This is a genomic window from Acinetobacter sp. BSP-28, assembly GCF_044130285.1.
Lineage (GTDB): Bacteria > Pseudomonadota > Gammaproteobacteria > Pseudomonadales > Moraxellaceae > Acinetobacter.
Map to the genome: position 1 here is coordinate 142,881 of NZ_JBIQOB010000004.1, position 21,361 is coordinate 164,241.

The 21,361-nt window shown below is 41.7% G+C and carries 18 protein-coding genes, 2 tRNA genes and 1 other RNA gene; 16 read left to right on the plus strand and 5 right to left on the minus strand.

The genetic code is table 11. The features are described from left to right. Positions 1-33: 33 nt before the first annotated feature. A complete protein-coding gene (locus tag ACE01R_RS04295) occupies positions 34-585 on the plus strand; it encodes a flavodoxin family protein (RefSeq protein ID WP_395547132.1) in 552 nt (183 codons plus the stop codon). Positions 586-646: 61 nt separating this feature from the next. Here the strand turns inward: ACE01R_RS04295 and smpB are convergent, their stop codons facing one another. Further along, complete coding sequence (smpB, locus tag ACE01R_RS04300; RefSeq protein ID WP_092819720.1) at positions 647-1,123, minus strand: SsrA-binding protein SmpB; 477 nt, start codon at positions 1,121-1,123, stop codon at positions 647-649. Positions 1,124-1,263: 140 nt separating this feature from the next. On the opposite strand from smpB, the gene coaD reads away from it, so the two are divergent. The 4 genes from coaD (at position 1,264) to ACE01R_RS04320 (ending at position 2,552) form a co-directional block, all read left to right on the plus strand. Further along, positions 1,264-1,755: a pantetheine-phosphate adenylyltransferase gene (coaD, locus tag ACE01R_RS04305; protein WP_395547171.1), complete on the plus strand. Its 492-nt coding sequence runs from the start codon at positions 1,264-1,266 to the stop codon at positions 1,753-1,755. A gap of 1 nt (position 1,756) precedes the next feature. Continuing rightward, a complete protein-coding gene (locus tag ACE01R_RS04310; protein ID WP_395547198.1) occupies positions 1,757-2,020 on the plus strand; it encodes a YfhL family 4Fe-4S dicluster ferredoxin in 264 nt (87 codons plus the stop codon). Between the two features lie 26 nt (positions 2,021-2,046). Beyond that, positions 2,047-2,403: RNase P RNA component class A (rnpB, locus tag ACE01R_RS04315), an RNA gene on the plus strand. Between the two features lie 72 nt (positions 2,404-2,475). Further along, a tRNA-Met gene (locus ACE01R_RS04320) sits at positions 2,476-2,552 on the plus strand. Positions 2,553-2,622: 70 nt separating this feature from the next. Here the strand turns inward: ACE01R_RS04320 and ACE01R_RS04325 are convergent. Next, positions 2,623-3,030, minus strand: a complete 408-nt coding sequence (locus ACE01R_RS04325) for a hypothetical protein (protein ID WP_395547208.1) — start codon at positions 3,028-3,030, stop codon at positions 2,623-2,625. 177 nt (positions 3,031-3,207) lie between these two features. Between ACE01R_RS04325 and ACE01R_RS04330 the strand changes: the two genes are divergently transcribed. Then, positions 3,208-3,284, plus strand: a tRNA-Met gene (locus tag ACE01R_RS04330). Positions 3,285-3,372: 88 nt separating this feature from the next. On the opposite strand, the gene ACE01R_RS04335 is transcribed toward ACE01R_RS04330, so the two are convergent. Continuing rightward, positions 3,373-4,398, minus strand: a complete 1,026-nt coding sequence (locus tag ACE01R_RS04335) for a hypothetical protein (protein ID WP_395547226.1) — start codon at positions 4,396-4,398, stop codon at positions 3,373-3,375. Then, positions 4,391-6,016: an NAD+ synthase gene (locus ACE01R_RS04340; protein ID WP_395547254.1), complete on the minus strand. Its 1,626-nt coding sequence runs from the start codon at positions 6,014-6,016 to the stop codon at positions 4,391-4,393. The genes ACE01R_RS04335 and ACE01R_RS04340 overlap by 8 nt, the downstream gene beginning before the upstream one ends. A 260-nt stretch (positions 6,017-6,276) precedes the next feature. On the opposite strand from ACE01R_RS04340, the gene ACE01R_RS04345 reads away from it, so the two are divergent. Continuing rightward, positions 6,277-6,750 carry a type IV secretion protein Rhs gene (locus ACE01R_RS04345; protein ID WP_395547269.1) on the plus strand — a complete coding sequence of 158 codons (474 nt, stop codon included), beginning with the start codon at positions 6,277-6,279 and terminating at the stop codon, positions 6,748-6,750. 96 nt (positions 6,751-6,846) lie between these two features. Here the strand turns inward: ACE01R_RS04345 and gltA are convergent, their stop codons facing one another. Next, on the minus strand, positions 6,847-8,124 hold the full coding sequence (gene gltA / locus ACE01R_RS04350; protein ID WP_395547273.1) for a citrate synthase: 1,278 nt from the start codon (positions 8,122-8,124) through the stop codon (positions 6,847-6,849). Positions 8,125-9,139: 1,015 nt separating this feature from the next. Between gltA and sdhC the strand changes: the two genes are divergently transcribed. The 9 genes from sdhC to sucD all read left to right on the plus strand — a co-directional run bounded on the left by sdhC (position 9,140) and on the right by sucD (position 21,163). Next, on the plus strand, positions 9,140-9,538 hold the full coding sequence (gene sdhC, locus ACE01R_RS04355) for a succinate dehydrogenase, cytochrome b556 subunit (RefSeq protein WP_131273317.1): 399 nt from the start codon (positions 9,140-9,142) through the stop codon (positions 9,536-9,538). Further along, a complete protein-coding gene (gene sdhD, locus ACE01R_RS04360) occupies positions 9,538-9,903 on the plus strand; it encodes a succinate dehydrogenase, hydrophobic membrane anchor protein (protein ID WP_092819989.1) in 366 nt (121 codons plus the stop codon). The genes sdhC and sdhD overlap by 1 nt, the downstream gene beginning before the upstream one ends. A 12-nt stretch (positions 9,904-9,915) precedes the next feature. Then, entirely contained in the window at positions 9,916-11,814 is a 1,899-nt protein-coding gene (locus ACE01R_RS04365) for an FAD-binding protein (protein ID WP_395547275.1), read from the plus strand. Between the two features lie 14 nt (positions 11,815-11,828). Continuing rightward, a complete protein-coding gene (locus tag ACE01R_RS04370) occupies positions 11,829-12,539 on the plus strand; it encodes a succinate dehydrogenase iron-sulfur subunit (RefSeq protein WP_092819987.1) in 711 nt (236 codons plus the stop codon). A gap of 829 nt (positions 12,540-13,368) precedes the next feature. Next, a complete protein-coding gene (locus tag ACE01R_RS04375) occupies positions 13,369-16,209 on the plus strand; it encodes a 2-oxoglutarate dehydrogenase E1 component (protein WP_395547963.1) in 2,841 nt (946 codons plus the stop codon). Beyond that, positions 16,209-17,426, plus strand: a complete 1,218-nt coding sequence (gene odhB / locus ACE01R_RS04380) for a 2-oxoglutarate dehydrogenase complex dihydrolipoyllysine-residue succinyltransferase (protein ID WP_395547276.1) — start codon at positions 16,209-16,211, stop codon at positions 17,424-17,426. The genes ACE01R_RS04375 and odhB overlap by 1 nt, the downstream gene beginning before the upstream one ends. Before the next feature lie 60 nt (positions 17,427-17,486). Then, the gene (gene lpdA / locus ACE01R_RS04385; protein ID WP_395547278.1) at positions 17,487-18,920 is read left to right on the plus strand and encodes a dihydrolipoyl dehydrogenase; all 1,434 of its coding nucleotides are present in this window, start codon (positions 17,487-17,489) and stop codon (positions 18,918-18,920) included. Between the two features lie 173 nt (positions 18,921-19,093). Next, the gene (gene sucC, locus ACE01R_RS04390; RefSeq protein ID WP_395547280.1) at positions 19,094-20,260 is read left to right on the plus strand and encodes an ADP-forming succinate--CoA ligase subunit beta; all 1,167 of its coding nucleotides are present in this window, start codon (positions 19,094-19,096) and stop codon (positions 20,258-20,260) included. A 12-nt stretch (positions 20,261-20,272) separates the two neighbouring features. After that, entirely contained in the window at positions 20,273-21,163 is an 891-nt protein-coding gene (gene sucD / locus ACE01R_RS04395) for a succinate--CoA ligase subunit alpha (RefSeq protein WP_395547282.1), read from the plus strand. Positions 21,164-21,361: the final 198 nt, after the last annotated feature.

Consider the following 21,361-nt stretch of genomic DNA (forward strand, 5'->3'; position numbering starts at 1 on the left):
TAAACTTAATTAAAATTTACTGCTTTTACTGATATGTCTTTATCCACAAAATCTCTTGCCATCGTTTATCACAGCCCCTATGGACATACTGCAAAAGTTGCCTCTTTCATTGCTCAAGGTGCCAAGCAAACTGGTGTTCAAGTGCATTGCATGAATACTGAACAGGTGGATTGGGATGTATTGGATCAGGCGGATGCGATTATTTTCGGTTGTCCAACCTATATGGGAAGTCTAACTGCTGCTTTGAAGCTATTTATGGAGCAGTCTTCCAAACGCTGGCTGGCACGCAGCTGGCAAGGCAAAATTGCAGCGGGTTTCACCAATGGTGGCGGATTAAGTGGTGACAAGCTGGCGGTATTGCAACAGATCAATCTGTTTGCCATGCAACATGGCATGTTATGGGCAGGTTTACCTTTTATGCCTACAGGTCGTAGTGCCCAAGACATTAACCGCATGTCCAGCTTTTTAGGTTTAATGACCCAGTCCGATAATGCCCCTGCTGAGATCACTCCACCTGAAGGTGATTTGCAAACAGCAACGCAGTTTGGCGAATATTTGGCTTTATTACTGGCTAAACTAAAATAATCACAGATTTATTCGAAGATTAAAAAAAACCTCCAAATGGAGGTTTTTTATTTGTGAAAAATTATTTATGGAAGATACGGGCTTTGTCGCGCTGCCAGTCCCGATCTTTTTCAGTGGCGCGTTTATCGTGTAACTGTTTCCCTTTAACCAAAGCAATTTCCAGTTTGGCTAAGGGACCTTTCCAGTAACATGCCAAAGGTACGCAGGCATAACCTTTCTGATTCACTGCACCCAAAAGTTTTTCAATTTCACGACGCGAAAGCAGCAATTTACGAGTGCGGGTTGCTTCAGGCACCACATGTGTCGAAGCGGATAACAAGGGCTGGATTTGTGCACCAAATAAAAACGCTTCATTGTTTTTAAAAAGAATATAGCTTTCGGTAATGGTCATTCGCCCAGCACGTAAGGACTTGACTTCCCAGCCTTGTAATGACAGCCCAGCTTCGAATTTCTCTTCAATAAAATAATCATGGCGAGCACGCTTGTTCTGCGCAATAGTGCCACCAGTATTTTTTTTAACTACGATTGATTTCGACATAATACGCATATTCCAAGATTAGTTATATTTTGCCTCAAACTTGCACTAAGGTGAAGTTTTTTCAAAATTAAGGAGATTGTTCACTAAAAAAAAAAGTTTTTGCTAAAATAGGCTTCTACTAAAAACTAGAGTAAAAATGGATGACTAAATCTCGCGTCATTTATCCAGGTACTTTCGATCCAATTACCAATGGACATATCGATTTGGTGTCACGTGCAGCGAAAATGTTTGATGAAGTGGTGGTTGCGATTGCCATTGGTCATCATAAGAATCCAGTTTTTAGTTTGGAAGAGCGAGTGGAGTTAGCAAAAAAATCGCTAAGTCACTTGCCTAATGTAGAATTTGTCGGCTTTGATGGTTTGTTGGTTAATTTTTTCCGTGAACAAAAAGCAACAGCAGTGCTGCGTGGATTACGCGCCGTATCCGATTTTGAGTACGAATTTCAATTGGCCAATATGAATCGCCGTCTGGATTCAAGTTTTGAAGCAGTATTTCTAACCCCTTCAGAACAATATTCTTTTATTTCATCTACTTTAGTACGTGAAATTGCCCGCTTAAATGGTGATGTCGCTCAGTTTGTACCGCAAGCAGTAGTCGCAGCCTTTAAGCAGAAACAACAGCAAGGTTGGTAGCGTGTCCCTATATATTACCGATGAATGCATCAATTGTGATGTATGCGAACCGGTTTGCCCGAATGAGGCGATATTCATGGGTGAAGTCATTTATGAAATTCACCCGGATTTATGTACCGAATGCGTTGGGCATTTTGATGAACCGCAGTGTCAGTTGTTCTGTCCAGTCGACTGTATTCCGCATGATCCCAAGCATGTGGAATCATCAGATGAACTGATGGAAAAATATAAAAAGCTGATTGCACAAAAAAGCACCAGTAATTAGTGCTGAAATTTGTTAGCATACGCCCCGAAGTGAGCCAGACGATCGCTGCTGTGGAGATCTCCGTGATTGAAGCAGGGGAGGAAAGTCCGGGCTTCGTAGGGCAGGGTGCCAGGTAACGCCTGGGCGGTGTAAGCCGACGGCAAGTGCAGCAGAGAGTAGACCGCCTCATTCGTGAGGTAAGGGTGAAAGGGTGCGGTAAGAGCGCACCGCGTGTCTGGTAACAGTTCACGGCAAGGTAAACCCCACCAGAAGCAAGACCAAATAGGAATCCTTCAGGCACGGCCCGTGCTGGATTCGGGTAGGTCGCTTGAGCGTACGAGTGATTGTACGCCTAGAGGAATGATCGTTCACGACAGAACCCGGCTTATCGGCTCACTTCACTAATTTTTTTACAATTATTGCGTGATATTTCTTGACATGAGTTTGTTTGAAATAGATAATACGCGCACAGTTTTGGCTATGTAGCTCAGTTGGTTAGAGCACCGCACTCATAATGCGGGGGTCACAGGTTCAAGTCCCGTCATAGCCACCATTTTCATAGACCACGTTTCTAAAAGCGTGGTCTTTTTTTATGTCTAAAATTTATGTTTTAAAAAAACAAGTCATTCACATTGAATTGCTCTGGCATCCAATTTTATTTTGGGAAATTCTTGAGTATATTTTTGCAAAATTGCGGCTTTTTCATTTTTCCCAAAAATAACGCTTTGTAACTGACTGATTTTATTTTCTGTAAGATGTAATCGGGCACAATGCAGTGCAATCTGGTTTTGCATGGCAAGCGTTAATTTCTGATCTTCTGGAATCTGTTCAATACGATATAGCTTTTGCTGCGCTTTACTGAGCTGTGCCAGGCTGCGTTTTTGCTGCATGGTCAACAGTTGTTGATTGTTAATCCATCGTGCCACATCTCTGCGTACCCCATTATAATCGACGAATATGGGTGAAATCAGCTGGCATGAGGAACTCAGGAAGGTCATTAAGCCGATAGAGATGACTTTGAAAGGATTCATTTTTATCTCAATCTTCAGTACTTTAATTTTGCGCTTAAAGCAGAAAATAGCATGAATAAACAGGTGTTTTGTTTAAATATTAACTGAAAAAAATTAAAACGCTCAAACTCTGAACACTCGTAAAATAAAGGGCTTGACGCTACTCATTGAAATTTAGATAATGCGCACACAGTTTATGGCTATGTAGCTCAGTTGGTTAGAGCACCGCACTCATAATGCGGGGGTCACAGGTTCAAGTCCCGTCATAGCCACCATTTTTATAGACCATGCTCTCAGCATGGTCTCTTTTTTTGTGGGTCAAAAAAGTATTGGTGGATATCAAATAAAAAATTCGAGAAAAAATCAGGAATTTTCTTGAAGATATTGCTCGATAAATTGATGGGTGGTTTCGCTACTATAAAAAGGTGCAATCAGTGCCTGAATGATGCCGTCCAATAAGCCTTGTTGTTCTAGAGCTTGAAGTGTGTAAGGCAGGAAGCGATGAGCCTCTTGATGCAAATCGTCTTCATCTAGGCCTACAGATTGCAACAGTTCCTGTAAGTTGTAGTCGGCAAAATAATCATAAAAACCAGCCACGACATCCAAAACCACCTGTTGCAGGTATTCCGTTTGTCTTAACTGCCGCCAGGTTTCATAGACTAAAATAAAAAAATCTTCAAAGTCGATGGCTTGAAACTGCGAGAAGGTCTCTTTAAACGTTCTCTGCTTTATGTCTTCCCATAAATGCAGAGCAATATCGGCAAGTTCTTCATTGGGCAGCAAGATGATGTGACCAAGCTGTTTGACCAGTGCCTGAGCAAGTTGCTGCTCAAGTTTGAGTTCAATATGCTGTTGCTGGTCTTGAATAAAACTCAGGATTTTAGAACCCAGTCCATGTTGATGGGTATTCAACTTGCGCAGATGATCCAGCCACGGTGTATTACTTTCAAGAATCTGGTTCGCTAACTGCAAGCTGACATGTTCGACTTGCGGATTATGCTGCAAATTGTCATGGATGTAGTGACGCAACTGATCCAGTTCGAGAATCTTGTACATCCAGAGTTCAAAGGTTTCATCTGAAAGTAGCGCGTTGATTTGAGTCTGGCTGCTCATAGCCAGTTGGTGAACTCTTTGTGAGACCACCCCAATGAATTCTAAAATTTCAGCGCCCAGATTCAACTCAAAAGCATATTTTTGAACGACATCTTGTAGCGCTTCAAGTTGAATAATCTGTTTTAAAAGAATCTGATCTGAAGAGGTATAAATATGATGAACAAATTTTTCGATATAAGGATTATTTTGTTCTGCTAATAATTGTTTTTTAATAAAGCGGGTTTGCTCAAGCATAAGTGCTTGAGCAAACTGTTGGGCCAAGTCCTGCTTAGACACCTGGTGTCCATCCATTCATGATTGGATAACGGCGTTCACGGGTAAATGCACGTGAACTAATACGCGGGCCAATAGCACCTTGACGACGTTTATATTCGTTGCGATCTACCAAGCGAATGACTTTTTCAACCACTTCTTTTTCAAAACCTTTGGCGATAATGTCATCCTGGCTCATATCTTCTTCAATATAAGAATAAAGAATGGCATCCAATACTTCATAAGCAGGTAAAGAGTCTTGGTCTTTTTGATCTGGACGAAGTTCTGCAGAAGGTGGACGGGTAATGACACGCTCTGGAATTACTGGAGTCTCTGAAATGCTGTTACGGTATTTCGCCAGTTCAAAGACAATGGTTTTATATACGTCTTTCAGCACCGCATAACCGCCGACCATATCGCCATACAGGGTACAGTAACCTACAGAAAGTTCAGACTTGTTACCGGTAGATAGCACCAGATTGCCAAACTTATTCGACAAGCCCATCAATAAAGTACCACGAGCACGGGCTTGCAGGTTTTCTTCAGTTGCATCCGCAGGGCTGTTGCCAAAGAATGGATACAAGGTTTGCATGAAGCTGTTCACGATTGGATTGATTTCAGCAATACCGAAAGTTACACCCATGTTTTTCGCCTGTGCAGCGGCATCTTCTACACTGATTTGCGCAGTATAGGTATATGGCATCATCACCGCCTGGACTTTATCTGCACCAATGGCATCAACTGCGATTGCCAGTGTTAATGCCGAGTCGATCCCACCCGATAAGCCAAGGATCACGCCAGGAAAACCTGAGCGCTGAACATAATCGCGAGTTGCTAAAACCAGACCTTGATAGATTTCAGCCATGGTATCTAAAGCAGGCGTTACTGTTCCGACTTTATAGGCTTTTTGTTCAGCTTCATATTCGGCGTAATAAAGATCTTCTTTAAAGCTTGCTGCCTGTAAAGCAATGTTGCCATCTTTATTGATCACAAAGCTGGTGCCATCAAAAATCAGGTCATCTTGACCACCGATCTGATTGGTATAAATCAGATTAATGTTCAATTGTTTAGCCAGCTCGCTCATTGTGCTCACACGATGTTGCGGTTTACCCACTTCATAAGGTGAAGCATTTAAGACCAAAGCAGTTTCAACATTCAGTTGTGATAATTGATGCACAGTACTGAGTGACCAGATATCTTCACAAATCAGCACGCCAAACCTATGACCTAAATATTCAAAAACAAGGTGCTGATGTCCTTCGCTGAAATAACGCTTTTCATCAAAGACACTATAGTTTGGCAAGTTCTGTTTATTGTAAACACCCAGCACTTGTCCATCTTTCATGACCGCTGCAGAGTTATAGCGGTGACCTTCTTCAGTTTGATTGACGAAACCAAAGACCATCACAATGTCTTTCACCTGGCTGAGCTGTTCAAATGCTTTTTGCGTGCGTTTTGCCAAGCTAGGACGGAGTAATAAATCTTCTGCAGGGTAGCCTACAGTTGAAAGCTCGGGGAAGAGAATTAAATCAGCTTTTTGTTTTTTGGCTTCATTTATCTGTTCAAGCATCTTTTGAGTGTTTGCTTCGATATTGCCAATATGCGGAGAGAATTGTGCAAGGGCAATTTTAAAACTTTTCATTCCAACTTAATCCTATTACCTATAGGGATGTATACACAGACTTAGATTTATTAGGGTTATGGGTTCAATGCTGTATACGTGATGACAAATAAAATAGACGTATTAATCAATAATTAGCAATTCGATACTATATACGAATTGCATCGTTTGTAGAGAGAAAAACAAAAAAAAATCTGAATTTAGACAAAAAAATACAGCATGAATGCGAAAATGGGCATGTGGCAAATGATTTGTTGTGATTGAATGAGATGGTTCGGTTGATGAAATTAATTTTAAATGTTTTAAATCAATTGCTTGAGGTAAAAAGACGCACCTTGACTGTGGGTGAAAAACAGCTTGCTAGCTCTGTCTTCGGTAAGCATTTACAGTTGGATGCTATACATATTGTGGCGTATCGCGGAGTTATTAAAAATTATGCCATTAGCCCTAATGGTAATATTTATTTTCATCCACAAAACTGGTGTGAAGATTTTTCTAAAATGCCTTTGGGTAAGCAGTCCTGGTTAATTCATGAATTAACCCATGTATGGCAAATTCAGCAGGGTTTGGCGGTGGTTCGTAAGGCTATATTTGACCGTAAATACCATTATGTCTTGCAACAGGGTAAACAGTTTTTACAGTATGGAATCGAACAGCAGGCGCAGATGGTGCAGGATTATTTTATTAAAAAAGCACAGGGCCAAGAGTGTGCTGACTATGAGGCGTGTATTCCATTTTTGATTCAAAAAGCCTGATTAAAATTTTATTCATCACATCAAAATGACTTTAGTGAAAGATATAAAAAAACCACCCAAAAGGGTGGTTTTTTAAAGTAATTAATTCTTAAAGAATTAACGACCTTGGATGTCACGTTGAACTTCACCAGTGTAAAGCTGACGTGGACGACCGATTTTGTAAGGGCCGCTGTGCATTTCTAACCAGTGGCTGATCCAGCCTACTGTACGTGCAAGAGCGAAGATTACTGTAAACATTTCAGTCGGGATACCAATCGCTTTAAGGATGATACCTGAGTAGAAGTCTACGTTAGGGTATAGGTTACGTTTGATGAAGTATTCGTCAGACAACGCAATACGTTCAAGTTCCATAGCAAGAGCAAGTTGTGGATCGTTGATGCCAAGAGCAGCAAGAACTTCATCACAAGTTTCTTTCATTACTTTCGCACGTGGATCGAAGTTTTTATAAACTCGGTGACCGAAGCCCATAAGTTTAACTTCTTTAGTTTTCACTTTTTCCATGAAGCCAGCAACGTTTTCTACAGTGCCGATTTCATCGAGCATCTTAAGAACAGCTTCGTTCGCACCACCGTGTGCAGGTCCCCAAAGTGCAGAGATACCAGCAGCGATACATGCATATGGGTTAGCGCCAGTAGAACCAGCTAAACGTACTGTAGAAGTAGACGCGTTTTGTTCGTGGTCAGCATGAAGTGTGAAGATACGGTCCATTGCTTTAGCAAGAATAGGGTCAACTTTGTAATCACGGTCTGCAGGAGTAGCAAACATCATGTACAAGAAGTTTTCAGCGTAGCTCAAGTCGTTACGTGGGTAAACGAATGGTTGGCCTACTGTATATTTGTAGCTCCAAGCTGCAAGTGTAGGAACTTTAGCAATCAAGCGGATTGCTGTAATTTCACGGTGGTCAACATTTTCAATGTCAAGATTGTTGTGATAGAACGCAGAAAGCGCACCAACTACACCAACCATGATTGCCATTGGGTGAGCATCACGACGGAAACCATTGAAGAAACGGCTAACTTGGTCGTGAACCATAGTGTGGTTACGTACTTTAGCGTCAAATTCAACTTTTTGTTCAGCAGTTGGAAGCTCGCCATTTAGCAGAAGGTAGCAAGTTTCTAGGTAGTCTGCTTTAGTTGCAAGCTGGTCGATAGGGTAACCGCGGTGTAAAAGCACACCTTTACCGCCATCGATGAATGTGATTTTTGATTCACATGCAGCTGTTGCCATAAAACCAGGATCAAAAGTAAAGTGACCTGCGGCCAACACATCTTTAACGTCGATTACATCTGGGCCCAATGTGCCGCTGTAAATTGGTAATTCAATTTCTTTGCCATCAAGCTGTAAAACGGCTTTTTTGCCAGTTGCTGCAGACATTCAATAGATCTCCTGTCCTGGTGAATGTTTTATCCGACTCGTAGTACTAATCTTTTAATGCGCGAATCAGACGGATCAAAAATTTGCTATAAGAGTAGTGAGTACTGAAATTTTGTCAATTATACTTATGGATAAAGAGACGCTCTCACAGGGATTTGGTCAAAAAAATTCCAGTAGCTGTGAGGAAAATATCAGTATCGACGCAGTATAATAAGTCAAATGAAAACAAGTTGCAGAAAAAAATATGCATACTGTTGGAATTGTAAGCAATTTTTAATTCTTAAAAACTCTGATAAGTAACAGCTTTTTATTTCACCTAATATTCTAAACTATTCTGATTTTCGTAACTTACATCTTTTTAGTGGGGTTTTTGCTGCTTTCTTGGTCATAATTAAAAGCGATAAATGGTGGATAAAATAAAGTTTGTTTGGTTAAAAAATAACTGCTAAATGTGTACTGAAACGCTGTTTATTTGTTCGGATGTGGAAGAATAAGTCATAATTTTGCTGAAAAATCCATCATGATTTTGCCATGTTAAGGGAGTTATGCACAGACTAAGTGGTTATTTCATTTCATGATGTTGTATAAACATAATTTTTATAAATACCATATATTTTTATTAAAAATAAAAGCTTTTATAGGCGATATAAATATAGCTAAGATTGTTGTAAAATATAGTAATTCTTTGTTCTTCTTTAGTCTAAATAAATTAATTTAATTCTCAAAGCTAAAAACGATAAATAAAATCGACTTTTATTTAATAAAAACCAAGCATATAGCTCTGTTTTCTTAGATGTATTTCGTCTGCTTGAATAGGGGATTTTATGTTAATGATTCTTATTTAATGGTTTTTTATGGAAAAGCTAAATGTGACTGTTTGTGTTTTGATAGTTCACGTTTTATAATTCAGTGTCGTTTTAAGTTTAGGTATTACTGGATAGAGTAATTGCCTAAAAATGCTAGCTTTCCTTCGAATTAATTCCAACAAACTCCGGATGGAGTTTTTACTTACAGGATGCCCGCTGTGAAAAGCAACAGACCTGTCAATTTGTCCATGGGTCAAGTTTTAGAAGTAAACTTAAAATCCCCTGTGGCTATTGCATCAATTCTACACCGTCTTTCTGGTGTCATCGTATTTTTACTTGTACCGGTACTTTTGTGGCTTTTAGACAAATCATTGTCTTCTGCTGAAGGTTTTGCTGAAGTTCAGGCAATCTTTAGCGGCTTCATCGTACGCTTTATTGTATGGGTATTTGTAGCCGGCTTACTTTTCCATTTCATTATGGGTATTAAGCATTTACTTGCTGACCTTGGTTTTGCTGAAGAACTGCAAAGTGGTCGTGTAGCAGCTACTATTTCATTGATCTTGGCTGCGATTTCGATTGTCGCATCATTTGTATGGATTGTTCTCTAATGAAAAGTGCTACAGGTTTAACGGGTTCAGGTTCTCGCGATTGGTTTATCCAACGTGTAAGTGCTGTTGTATTAGCTGTTTATACTGTTGTGGTATTGGGTTGGATCCTTCTTAATGGCGGATTTAACTATGAACAATGGTTTGGCTTTATGATGACATTACCAATGAAGATTATGTCTTTATTGGCAGTCTTATCTCTTGTCGCACACGCTTGGATCGGCATGTGGCAGGTATTCACGGATTATGTGACTACTCGTCAAATGGGTCCTTCAGCTTCAGGCTTGCGTTTGGTGCTGACTTCAGCAGTCATTATTGCTGTATTTGCATATGCAATCTGGGCGATCCAGATTTTTTGGGCGAATTGATAGGAAAATATCATGGGCGCTATAACCCCTAAAGAAGATTACACAAATATTCCACACGAAACTTTCGATGCTGTCATCGTTGGTGGTGGTGGTTCAGGTATGCGCGCATCTTACCAACTGGCTCAAGCTGGTTTGAAGGTTGCGGTACTGACTAAAGTATTCCCGACACGTTCTCATACTGTGGCAGCACAGGGTGGTATTGGTGCATCTCTTGGTAACATGCAAGAAGATAACTGGCACTACCACTTCTATGACACTGTTAAAGGTTCTGACTGGTTAGGTGATCAGGACGCAATCGAGTTCATGACTCGTGAAGCGCCACAAGTTGTTTATGAGCTTGAACATCTTGGTATGCCATTTGACCGTAACGCAGACGGTACGATTTACCAACGTCCATTCGGTGGTCACTCTGCAAACTACGGTGAAAAAGCAGTTCCACGTGCATGTGCTGCTGCCGACCGTACGGGTCACGCTCTTCTTCACACGCTTTATCAAAGCAACGTGAAAATGGGTACTCAATTCTTCGTGGAATGGATCGCACTTGATCTAATTCGTAACGAAGCAGGTGACGTTCTTGGTGTAACAGCAATCGACCAAGAAACTGGTAAAATTGCAGTATTCCAAGCGAAAGCAACATTGTTCGCTACAGGTGGTGCTGGTCGCGTTTACCGTGCATCTACCAACGCTTATATCAACACTGGTGACGGTCTTGGTATGGCGGCTCGTGCAGGTATTCCATTACAAGATATGGAATTCTGGCAATTCCACCCTACAGGTGTTGCGGGCGCAGGCGTATTGTTGACTGAAGGTTGTCGTGGTGAAGGTGCAATCCTTCGTAACAAAGACGGCGAACCGTTCATGGAGCGTTATGCTCCAACTTTGAAAGACTTGGCACCACGTGACTTCGTATCACGTTCTATGGACCAAGAGATCAAAGAAGGTCGCGGTTGTGGTCCTAAAGGTGATTATATCCTTCTTGATATGACTCACTTGGGTGCTGACACGATCATGAAACGTCTTCCATCTGTATTTGAGATTGGTAAGAAATTCGCGAACGTTGACATTACTAAAGAGCCAATTCCTGTAGTACCAACAATCCATTACCAAATGGGTGGTATTCCTACGAACATTCATGGTCAGGTTGTTGTGCCTGAGTCGCGTGAAACTGCGCCGCTTGAAGCTCACTACAACAAAGAAACTGATGTTTATTCTACAAATGCGGAAGGTCGTAACTTCACTAAACCAGTGAAAGGTTTCTATGCAATTGGTGAGTGTTCATGTGTATCTGTACATGGTGCGAACCGTTTAGGTACAAACTCATTGCTTGACTTGGTTGTATTTGGTAAAGCTGCTGGTGAACACATCATCGACTACGTGACTAAACACCACGGTGATGAATACGCGCCACTTCCTACAACTGTACTTGAGCAAACTGTTGCACGTATTCGTAAACTTGACGAATCAGCGACAGGTGAAAACGCTCAAGAAGTTGCTGATGCAATCCGTGACATCGTTCAAGACCACGCTGGCGTATTCCGTACATCTGCGCTTCTTGAAGAAGGTGTGAAGCAAATTCTTGCGATCGAGCCACGTGTTCGTAACATTCATTTGAAAGACAAATCTCAAGTATTCAACACTGCGCGTATTGAAGCTTTAGAAGTTGAAAACTTGTATGAAGTAGCGAAAGCAACACTTATCTCTGCGGCTGCTCGTAAAGAATGTCGTGGTGCGCATACAGTGGTAGATTTTGAATTACCGCCAGAACATGCGGATTATCCATATGGTCGTCGTGATGATGAGTGGATGAAGCACACATTATGGTTCTCTGCTGACAACCATCTTGAGTACAAGCCAGTGCGTTACAAACCTTTATCGGTTGACGCAATTCCACCAAAACCACGTACATTCTGATTGGGAGAAGTAAGATGAGTAGAGGTACTCGTACATTTAATATCTACCGCTACGATCCTGATAAGGATAAAGCACCGTACATGCAAACTTTTAAACTTGAGTTGACAGACAAGCACCGTATGTTGCTTGATGCTCTTCTTGCGTTGAAAGTACAAGACGAATCTTTAACGTTCCGTCGTTCATGTCGTGAAGGTATTTGTGGTTCTGATGGTGTAAACATCAATGGTAAAAACGGTTTGGCGTGTCTTTGGAACCTAAACGATTTACCAGAAGTGATTACTGTTCGTCCACTTCCAGGTCTGCCAGTTGTTAAAGACCTGGTTGTAGACATGAATCAGTTCTACGATCAGTACAACAAAATTCACCCGTTCTTGATCAACAACCAGCCTGCGCCACCGAAAGAGCGTTTACAGTCTCCTGAAGAGCGTGAACACCTTGACGGTTTATACGAATGTATTCTTTGCGCATGTTGTTCAACTTCATGTCCGTCATTCTGGTGGAACCCTGACAAGTTCTTGGGTCCTTCGGCATTGTTGAATGCTTACCGCTTCATCATTGACTCTCGTGATACTGCAACTCAAGAGCGTTTGGCTCGTCTTGACGACCCATTCTCGCTATTCCGTTGTAAAGGCATCATGAACTGTGTATCAGTTTGTCCTAAAGGTCTTAACCCAACTAAAGCTATCGGTCACATCCGTAGCATGTTGTTAGACCAAGCAGGTTAATCTGTTGCAGTCAAAAAAAGCACACCTTTGGGTGTGCTTTTTTATGCTTTTAATAGTTAAAAATATGTATGGAATACTAAATGGCTATATTAATAGACTGAGGTAGGGGTGTGTAGGGGTGTTAAAAAAATATATAATTGATTAAAACAGAAGCAGAATTTTGCTTAAAAATGATCTGATTGTGGAGAGATTGTTTGAATTAGTGATTAATGCGCTAATTATGAGCTGGAGTCTGCAAAATTGAGATTAAAATGTTATCATATAACGCATATAAAGAGGGCCAGTTTAAATATTGCGCTCTCTTTTGTTATATGTGCTGAAGTGGGGTAGGACTTTGGTCTAGATTGAATCTAATTATGAGATAAAGCACCATATGTTAGATGAAAATAGTTGATGTGTATTTCGCTGAGTTATGAGAGGTATGTGTCAAAAAAATCAATTGCAACTGGAGAACATGTTACGATTTGACACAAAGCTATATTTAAAAAAAGCCCTGTATTTACGTACATTTTTTCAACATTTGAAGTTATGTATAAGGTTTATAAATAGATATAAATCGCTTTAGAAAAATTAAGTCGAGTAGTTATTTTTTCTAAGTCGATTTGCAAAAAATTGCTCGGTTTCGGTCGAGTATATATAAATGAGTGATGATGCCGCTGAGGGCGTTATGATTCATTATTCACATTGGGTTATTCCTAATGTAGTGATAACGCCTCATGGCTGATGCCTGATGGGGACTAATGTCATGTTACCAATTTGACATTATTAATCATGGGTTCGCTTAAAAAGCATCCTGAAAATGTTTTTGCAATAGGAAATGGGTCCACAAATGCAAGAAGTTGCTGACGCACTGCGTCTTGACACTGAACTTAGCGCTGACAGTGCAGCGTATATTGAAGAACTTTATGAGCAGTATTTGACGGCTCCAGATTCAGTAGGTGCTGACTGGCAAGAATACTTCGGTAAATTCCCTAAAGGTGATCAACCACATAGCAATGTACGTGAGCAATTCCTTTTATTAGGTCGCAACTCAAGTCGCGTTCAACCTGTAATTCAAAGTGCTGTAAGTTCTGAGCATGAGCGTCGTCAAATTGGCGTTTTACAACTGATTGCAGCTTACCGTAACCGTGGTCATCAAAAAGCAAAATTAGATCCACTAGGTTTGGCTAAGCGTGAAATCGTGCCTGATCTTGATCTTGCTGCACATGGTTTGACTCAGTCTGATTTAGACACAGTATTTAACACCGGTAACCTTGCAATCGGTAAGACTGAAACAACTTTAGCTGAAATGGTTCAGGCGATGGAAGCCACTTATTGTGCTTCTATTGGTGCTGAATACATGCACATTGTTGACACTAAAGAAAAACGCTGGATTCAACAACGTCTTGAAGGTGCAAAAGGTCAATTCGGTTTCACTGCTGATCAGAAAAAACACGTCTTAGAACGCTTAACAGCAGCTGAAGGCCTGGAAAAATACCTCGGTAATAAATACGTTGGTGCGAAACGCTTTGGTGTGGAAGGTGGTGAATCTTTCATCCCGATGGTGAACGAACTGATTCAACGTGCAGGTTCTGTAGGTTGTAAAGAAGTTGTGATCGGTATGCCACACCGCGGCCGTTTAAACCTTCTTGTCAACATCATGGGTAAAAACCCGGCTGACCTGTTTGGTGAGTTTGAAGGTAAATCACTGCACAAAAAAGGTTCTGGTGACGTTAAATATCACCAAGGTTTCTCATCTAACGTGATGACTCCGGGTGGCGAAGTTCACTTGGCATTGGCGTTTAACCCATCTCACTTAGAAATCGTTGGGCCTGTAGTTGAAGGTTCGGTACGTGCGCGTCAAGTACGTCGTAAAGACATTGGCGGTGATGATGTATTGCCAGTCATTGTTCACGGTGATGCTGCATTTGCAGGTCAAGGTGTAAACCAAGAAACCTTCCAGATGTCACAAACACGTGGTTATACCGTAGGTGGTACAGTTCACATCGTTGTTAACAACCAGGTGGGCTTCACAACTTCTGATCCACGTGATGCACGTTCTACAGAATACTGTACTGATATCGCGAAAATGATTCAGGCACCGATCTTCCATGTAAATGGTGATGATCCTGAAGCTGTATTGTTTGTTTCTCAATTGGCACATGACTTCCGTCATACTTTCCGTAAAGACGTTGTAATTGACATGTTCTGTTACCGTCGTCGTGGTCACAACGAAGCGGATGAGCCAGCTGCAACTCAACCAATGATGTATCAAGTCATTAACAAAAAAGCGACGACTCGTACGCTTTATGCTGACCAACTTGTACAACAAAATGTTCTGGATCGTGCTGCTGCTGATGCAATGGTTGAACAGTACCGTGCTGACCTTGAAGCAGGCAAGCATGTTGCTAATGCATTGGTACTTGAACCAAACACCAAAATGTTTGTTGACTGGACTCCGTACCTGGGTCACGAATACACAGACGTATGGGATACATCATTCCCAATCGAACGCTTAAAAGAACTTGGCACCAAAATGCGCGAGCTTCCAGAAGGCTTCGTGATGCAACGTCAAGTAGCAAAAGTGATTGATGATCGCTTGAAAATGCAAACTGGTGAAATGCCATTGAACTGGGGTGCTGCAGAAACTTTAGCGTATGCAACCATTCTGGATGAAGGCTTCCTGGTTCGTTTAACTGGTGAAGACGTCGGTCGTGGTACTTTCTCACACCGTCATGCGAAATTGCATAACCAAGTAGACGGTTCAACTTACATTCCATTGTGTAACTTGAAAGAAAACCAGCCACGTACTGCAATTTATGACTCTTTATTGTCAGAAATGGCGGTACTTGCATTTGAATACGGTTATGCAACGACTCTTCCTAAGAGCTTGATCATCTGGGAAGCTCAGTTCGGTGACTTCGCTAACTGTGCGCAGGTGGTGATTGACCAGTTCATCGCATCTGGCGAAACCAAATGGGAGCGTGTATGTGGTTTAACCATGCTTCTTCCACATGGTTTTGAAGGTCAAGGTCCAGAGCATTCATCTGCACGTTTAGAACGTTTCTTACAGCTTTGTGCTGAAGACAACATGCAAGTGATGACACCGACTACACCAGCGCAAATTTTCCATGCGATGCGTCGTCAAGCACTTCGTCCAATCCGCAAACCAATGATCATCATGTCGCCGAAGTCATTGCTTCGTCACAAACTTGCAACCTCTACTCTAGAAGAGCTTGCAAATGGTTCATTCCAGACTGTGATCGATGAAATCGACAACATCAACAAGTCTGAAGTGACTCGTCTGGTTCTTTGTGGTGGTAAGGTTTATTACGACTTGCTTGAAAAACGTCGCGAGCAGGAATTAAATAACACTGCAATCGTTCGTATCGAACAATTGTACCCATATCCAGAACAACGTATTGCTGAAGTACTTGCTTCTTATCCCAATATCAAAGAAGTGGTTTGGACTCAAGAAGAACCGAAAAACCAAGGTGCTTGGTTATTCATCGCACCTCGTTTATATGACGACGTGATGAAGTCTGGTAAACAAGTACGTATCAGCTTCGCAGGCCGTGAAGCTTCTGCTGCACCGGCATGTGGTTCACCATATTTGCATGCAAAACAACAAGCTCAGCTGATAAATGACGCACTCGCGATTGCAGCTGAACAATCAGGAGATTCTAAATAATGGCAACCGAAATTAAAGCACCGGTATTCCCAGAGTCAGTTGCAGACGGTACGATTGCAACTTGGCATAAACAACCAGGTGAAGCTGTATCACGTGATGAAGTGATCTGTGATATCGAAACTGATAAAGTTGTTTTAGAAGTTGTTGCTCCTGCTGACGGTACAATTGCGTCAATCATTAAAAATGAAGGCGATACAGTGCTTTCTGCTGAAGTAATTGCACAGTTTGAAGAAGGTGCTGTTTCTGGCGCTGCGCAAACTCAAGCAGTTCAATCTGAAGAAAAAGTTGAACAAGCTGCTGCACAAACTCAAGCGGGTAATGCACCTGTTGTTGAGCGTGCTCAACCTGTTGCTGATCAAGCTCCAGCAGTGCGTAAAGCATTGACTGAAACTGGTATTGCAGCGAGCGATGTAGCTGGTACTGGTCGCGGTGGCCGCATCACTAAAGAAGATGTTGCAGCTCATCAAGCTAAACCGGCTGCTCCTGCTGCTGCGCCTTTAAGTGTTGCTGTTGGTGAACGTATCGAAAAACGTGTTCCTATGACTCGTCTTCGTAAACGTGTTGCTGAACGTTTACTTGCTGCTACTCAATCAACAGCAATGTTGACCACGTTCAACGAAGTGAACATGAAACCAATCATGGAAATGCGTGCTCAATATAAAGACGCATTTGAAAAACGTCATGGTGCACGTCTAGGCTTCATGTCATTCTTCGTTAAAGCAGCGACTGAAGCACTTAAACGCTACCCAGCTGTAAACGCTTCTATTGATGGTGATGACATTGTTTATCACGGTTACTATGACATCGGTGTAGCAGTATCAAGCGACCGTGGTCTTGTGGTACCTGTATTACGTGATACCGACCGTATGAACTACGCTGAAGTAGAAAATGGTATTCGCGCGTATGCTGGTAAAGCACGTGATGGCAAGTTAGGTATTGAAGACATGACTGGTGGTACTTTCACTATTACTAATGGTGGTACTTTCGGTTCATTGCTTTCTACTCCAATTTTGAACACACCACAAACTGCAATCTTGGGTATGCACAAAATCCAAGACCGTCCTATGGCAGTTAATGGTCAAGTAGAAATCTTGCCAATGATGTACTTAGCGCTTTCTTATGATCACCGTTTAATTGATGGTAAAGAAGCGGTAGGTTTCCTTGTAGCAATCAAAGAATTGTTAGAAGAGCCTGCTCGTCTTATCCTTGATCTTTAATTTTATAGAATAAATCCATGGGCTTAGAGTGATCCTCTAGGCCCATTTTTGGAGAGCATAATGTCTCAACAATTTGATTTAGTAGTAATTGGTGGTGGCCCAGGTGGTTACGAAGCTGCAATTCGTGCTGCACAATTGGGTTTCAAAGTTGCGTGTATCGAAAAACGCATCCATAAAGGTAAACCATCTTTAGGCGGTACTTGCTTAAACGTCGGTTGTATCCCGTCTAAAGCTTTGCTTGACTCTTCACACCGTTATGAAGATACAGTGCATCACTTAGATGATCACGGTATTACCACAGGTGAAGTGAAGTTTGATCTTGCAAAATTACTTGCACGTAAAGACAAAATTGTTAACCAATTAACAATGGGTATCGATGGTCTATTAAAAGGCAATGGTATCGAATGGTTAAAAGGTACAGGTAAATTACTTGCGGGTAAAAAAGTTGAGTTTGTATCTCACGAAGGTGAAACTCAAGTTTTAGAACCTAAATACGTGATTCTTGCGACTGGTTCTGTGCCTGTAAATATTCCTGTAGCTCCTGTAGATCAAGACATTATTGTTGACTCTACTGGCGCACTTGAATTCCAAGAAGTGCCTAAGCGCCTAGGTGTAATTGGTGCGGGTGTTATCGGTCTAGAGCTTGGTTCTGTATGGCGTCGTCTTGGTGCTGAAGTTGTTGTATTTGAAGCAATGGATGCATTCTTACCAATGGCTGATAAAGCGTTGGCTAAAGACTACCAAAAAGTTTTAACTAAACAAGGTCTTGATATCCGTGTTGGCGCTAAAGTTGCCGGTACTGAAGTAAATGGCCGTGAAGTTACAGTTAAGTATACCCAAGGTGGCGAAGAAAAAACTCAAACTTTCGACAAGTTGATCGTTTGTGTAGGCCGTCGTGCATATGCTGAAGGCTTATTGGCTGATGACTGCGGTATTAAACTGACTGAACGTGGTTTAGTTGAAGTAAACGACTGGTGTGCGACTTCTGTTGAAGGCGTATATGCGATTGGTGACTTGGTACGTGGTCCAATGCTTGCACATAAAGCAATGGAAGAAGGCGTAATGGCTGCTGAGCGTATTCACGGTCATGCTGCACAAGTGAACTATGACACAATCATCTCTGTAATTTACACACATCCAGAAGCGGCATGGGTAGGTTTAACAGAAGAGCAAGCGAAAGAAAAAGGCCACGAAGTTAAAACTGGTCAATTCGGCTTTGCTGCGAATGGTCGTGCAATGGCTGCTGGTGAAAATGCTGGTTTCGTGAAGTTTGTTGCTGATGCAAAAACTGATCGTTTACTCGGTATGCACGTGATTGGGCCTGCTGCGTCTGACATCGTACACCAAGGTATGATCGCACTTGAGTTTGTATCTTCAGTTGAAGATCTTCAGTTAATGACTTTTGGTCACCCTACATTCTCTGAAGTGGTTCATGAGGCTGCTTTGGCTGTAGATGGCCGTGCGATTCACGCGATTCAGCGTAAACGCAAGTAAGACAAAAAAAGAGCGGCTTAGGCCGCTCTTTTTGTATTTGATGGTTGTTTTTGTATGAATAATCATCTAAAAATAAAGATAAGATAGATTTTAAAAAATGCTGATACTGCTTTGACGGATGTCTGGGTATTGGTTGGTTATAACAAAGTAAAAAAGTAGTAAAAGGTTGTTCAATGAATTTACATGAGTATCAAGCAAAAACGTTATTAAAAAAATATGGTATGCCGGTTCAAGAGGGCATCCTGGCAACAAATGCAGAAGAAACCGTAAAAGCTTTTGAGCAGCTTGGAGGGAAATTTGCAGTACTTAAAGCCCAGGTTCATGCCGGGGGGCGCGGTAAAGCGGGTGGAGTAAAAGTGGTGAAGTCTGCGCAAGAAGCCGCAGATTATGCCAACCAGATCATTGGGACACGTTTGGTGACTTATCAAACTGATGCCAAGGGGCAGCCAGTCAACAGCATCTTAGTTTCTGAAGATGTCTATCCTGTTGAACGCGAGTTGTATTTGGGTGCAGTTGTAGATCGTTCTAGCCGTCGTGTAACCTTTATGGCATCGACCGAAGGTGGTGTCGAAATTGAAAAGGTGGCTGAAGAAACCCCTGAAAAAATTATAAAAGTTGAAGTTGATCCTTTGGTGGGTTTATTGCCATTTCAAGCTCGTGAAGTGGCTTTTGCGCTGAATTTAAAAGATGGACAGATTAATCAGTTTGTCAAAATCATGACCGCGGCTTATCAGGCATTTATTGAAAATGACTTTGCCTTATTTGAAATTAACCCGCTTTCAGTCCGTGAAAATGGCGACATCTTATGTGTGGATGCCAAAGTAGGGATCGACTCTAATGCATTGTATCGTTTACCAGAGATTGCAGCGATGCGCGATAAGTCTCAGGAAAATGAACGTGAATTGAAAGCTTCAGAACATGACCTGAATTATGTAGCTCTGGAAGGCAACATCGGCTGTATGGTTAATGGGGCAGGGCTTGCCATGGCGACCATGGACATCATCAAATTGTATGGGGGGCAGCCTGCAAACTTCCTTGATGTAGGCGGTGGGGCAACCAAAGAACGCGTGATTGAAGCCTTTAAAATTATTTTGGCAGACAGTTCGGTACAAGGGGTTTTAATTAATATTTTTGGTGGAATTGTACGTTGTGACATGATTGCTGAAGCCATCATTGCAGCGGTTCAGGAAGTTCACGTAGCCGTGCCGGTCGTTGTGCGTTTGGAAGGAAACAATGCAGAACTGGGGGCCAAGTTATTGGATGAATCTGGACTAACGTTAATCTCTGCATCAGGTCTAGCTGATGCTGCAGAAAAAATTGTCGCTGCTGTAAAAGCTTAAGGAGTATCAAACATGGGCGTATTAATTAATAAAGACACAAAGGTATTGGTACAGGGCTTTACAGGAAAAAATGGTACATTTCATTCAGAACAAGCACTGGCATACGGCACCAAAGTTGTAGGTGGGGTAACTCCCGGTAAAGGCGGTCAAACCCATTTAAATCTTCCCGTTTTTAATACAATGAAAGATGCGGTAAAAGAAACAGGTGCAGATGCTTCTGTGATTTATGTACCTGCTCCATTTGTATTGGATTCCATTGTAGAAGCGGTAGATTCAGGTATTGAACTCATTGTTGTCATTACCGAAGGTGTACCTACCTTAGATATGCTAAAAGCGAAACGCTACCTTGAAAGCAATGGGAATGGTACACGTTTAATTGGTCCAAACTGTCCGGGTATTATTACACCAGGGGAATGTAAAATCGGGATTATGCCGGGTCATATTCATCAACCAGGTAAAATCGGGATTATCTCGCGTTCAGGAACATTGACCTATGAAGCTGTGGCGCAAACGACCAAGCTCGGTCTTGGTCAATCTACCTGTATTGGTATTGGGGGAGACCCGATTCCGGGCATGAACCAGATTGACTGCCTGAAACTATTCCAGGAAGATCCGCAAACCGAAGCCATTATCATGATTGGTGAGATTGGCGGTACCGCAGAAGAAGAAGCAGCTGAATATATTCAGTCGCATGTCACTAAGCCGGTTGTGGGCTATATTGCAGGTGTAACAGCACCGAAAGGCAAACGTATGGGACATGCGGGTGCAATTATTTCTGGAGGTAAGGGCACAGCAGAAGAAAAATTTGCAGCCTTTGAAAAAGCGGGCATGGCTTATACCCGTAGCCCTGCAGAACTTGGTTCAACCATGTTGGAAGTGCTAAAACGCAAAGGTATAGCTTGATTCACTAAGTAAGTTTGAAAGCCCTCAATTGAGGGCTTTTTTTATTGCGCAACCTTTGACAATTGGGATGATATCAGCCATTTAAGAACTTAATATAAAGTGGTAGTTCATGAGAAGAGGTATTTTAGTAGAAGATTAAAATTGATGATTGTATAAAAAATATACTTGTTGAATAAGCAAAATATTGCCGTTAAAGTA

What these genes read in the sequence shown, in the direction of transcription:
- coaD (WP_395547171.1), top strand. Translation starts at nt 1,264, where the DNA reads ATGACTAAATCTCGCGTCATTTATCCAGGTACTTTCGATCCAATTACC.
- ACE01R_RS04340 (WP_395547254.1), bottom strand. Translation starts at nt 6,016, where the DNA reads ATGAAAAGTTTTAAAATTGCCCTTGCACAATTCTCTCCGCATATTGGC.
- smpB (WP_092819720.1), bottom strand. Translation starts at nt 1,123, where the DNA reads ATGTCGAAATCAATCGTAGTTAAAAAAAATACTGGTGGCACTATTGCG.
- ACE01R_RS04375 (WP_395547963.1), top strand. Translation starts at nt 13,369, where the DNA reads ATGCAAGAAGTTGCTGACGCACTGCGTCTTGACACTGAACTTAGCGCT.
- sucC (WP_395547280.1), top strand. Translation starts at nt 19,094, where the DNA reads ATGAATTTACATGAGTATCAAGCAAAAACGTTATTAAAAAAATATGGT.
- gltA (WP_395547273.1), bottom strand. Translation starts at nt 8,124, where the DNA reads ATGTCTGCAGCAACTGGCAAAAAAGCCGTTTTACAGCTTGATGGCAAA.
- lpdA (WP_395547278.1), top strand. Translation starts at nt 17,487, where the DNA reads ATGTCTCAACAATTTGATTTAGTAGTAATTGGTGGTGGCCCAGGTGGT.
- ACE01R_RS04345 (WP_395547269.1), top strand. Translation starts at nt 6,277, where the DNA reads ATGAAATTAATTTTAAATGTTTTAAATCAATTGCTTGAGGTAAAAAGA.
- ACE01R_RS04325 (WP_395547208.1), bottom strand. Translation starts at nt 3,030, where the DNA reads ATGAATCCTTTCAAAGTCATCTCTATCGGCTTAATGACCTTCCTGAGT.
- ACE01R_RS04370 (WP_092819987.1), top strand. Translation starts at nt 11,829, where the DNA reads ATGAGTAGAGGTACTCGTACATTTAATATCTACCGCTACGATCCTGAT.
- ACE01R_RS04295 (WP_395547132.1), top strand. Translation starts at nt 34, where the DNA reads ATGTCTTTATCCACAAAATCTCTTGCCATCGTTTATCACAGCCCCTAT.
- sucD (WP_395547282.1), top strand. Translation starts at nt 20,273, where the DNA reads ATGGGCGTATTAATTAATAAAGACACAAAGGTATTGGTACAGGGCTTT.
- sdhD (WP_092819989.1), top strand. Translation starts at nt 9,538, where the DNA reads ATGAAAAGTGCTACAGGTTTAACGGGTTCAGGTTCTCGCGATTGGTTT.
- ACE01R_RS04365 (WP_395547275.1), top strand. Translation starts at nt 9,916, where the DNA reads ATGGGCGCTATAACCCCTAAAGAAGATTACACAAATATTCCACACGAA.
- sdhC (WP_131273317.1), top strand. Translation starts at nt 9,140, where the DNA reads ATGCCCGCTGTGAAAAGCAACAGACCTGTCAATTTGTCCATGGGTCAA.
- odhB (WP_395547276.1), top strand. Translation starts at nt 16,209, where the DNA reads ATGGCAACCGAAATTAAAGCACCGGTATTCCCAGAGTCAGTTGCAGAC.